This is a genomic window from Enterobacter cloacae complex sp. P6RS (assembly GCF_014982245.1).
GTDB classification, from domain to species: domain Bacteria; phylum Pseudomonadota; class Gammaproteobacteria; order Enterobacterales; family Enterobacteriaceae; genus Enterobacter; species Enterobacter bugandensis.
In genome coordinates this window covers 1-644 of sequence record NZ_JADCLB010000043.1, presented here as the reverse complement: position 1 = coordinate 644, position 644 = coordinate 1, and the positions used below count along the sequence as shown (strand labels likewise).

The window sequence follows — 644 nt, the reverse complement described above, 5'->3', positions numbered from 1 at the left end:
CACGCATCTGTGCAAGGCGCATACGGTCGATGAAGTCCTGTTCTCCTTCATTGAGTTTGCCGGGCATCATGCCTACCAGGAATCCGGCAACGGAGGCACCTACGCCGCCAGCGGCGATTTCCGTAGCTCGTACCGCCCATGTTCCATATGTAGCGAATCGTCCGGCGACATGTTCCAGAACGCCAGCGCCTGCGGTGGCTGTCTGTGCTCTGGCCGCGCTGGCAGCGGCTGCGACTGCGGCCTGGTATTGCATCTCTTCGTGATTGCCGTTGAACCACTTATACAGGGCGCTACGCTTCTTCGGTTCAGGTACATCTTCCGGGGCTTGTGGCTTTTTCTTTGCCGTCTGTGCATGCTGTGGGGCATCTGAATCTGTTACGGCGTCAACAGCAGGTGCTGCCCGGAACAGGCCCATTTCTGCAAAATTAGTATGAGGTTCTTGTTGTTTACCTGCATCTGTATTCCCTGAACCACGCTCGCGGGATTTAGCGAAGACAGGGACAGGCCGCAGTACAGCAGGGCCAGCCGCTGGTGATGAATTTGAGGAAAAAATTGTCGGCGGTGTGGTTACCGTTATCGGTGCCGACGTTCTGGATTCGCTGCGTGATTCATAAGTTTGAACGGTTATCTGCGGGATGATTTTT

Annotated in this window: 1 pseudogene; it reads right to left on the bottom strand. The window is 55.3% G+C overall.

Annotated features, from left to right (window positions below):
* A pseudogene (locus INF73_RS21705) lies at positions 1-640 on the bottom strand (hypothetical protein); the annotation flags it as partial.
* Positions 641-644: the final 4 nt, after the last annotated feature.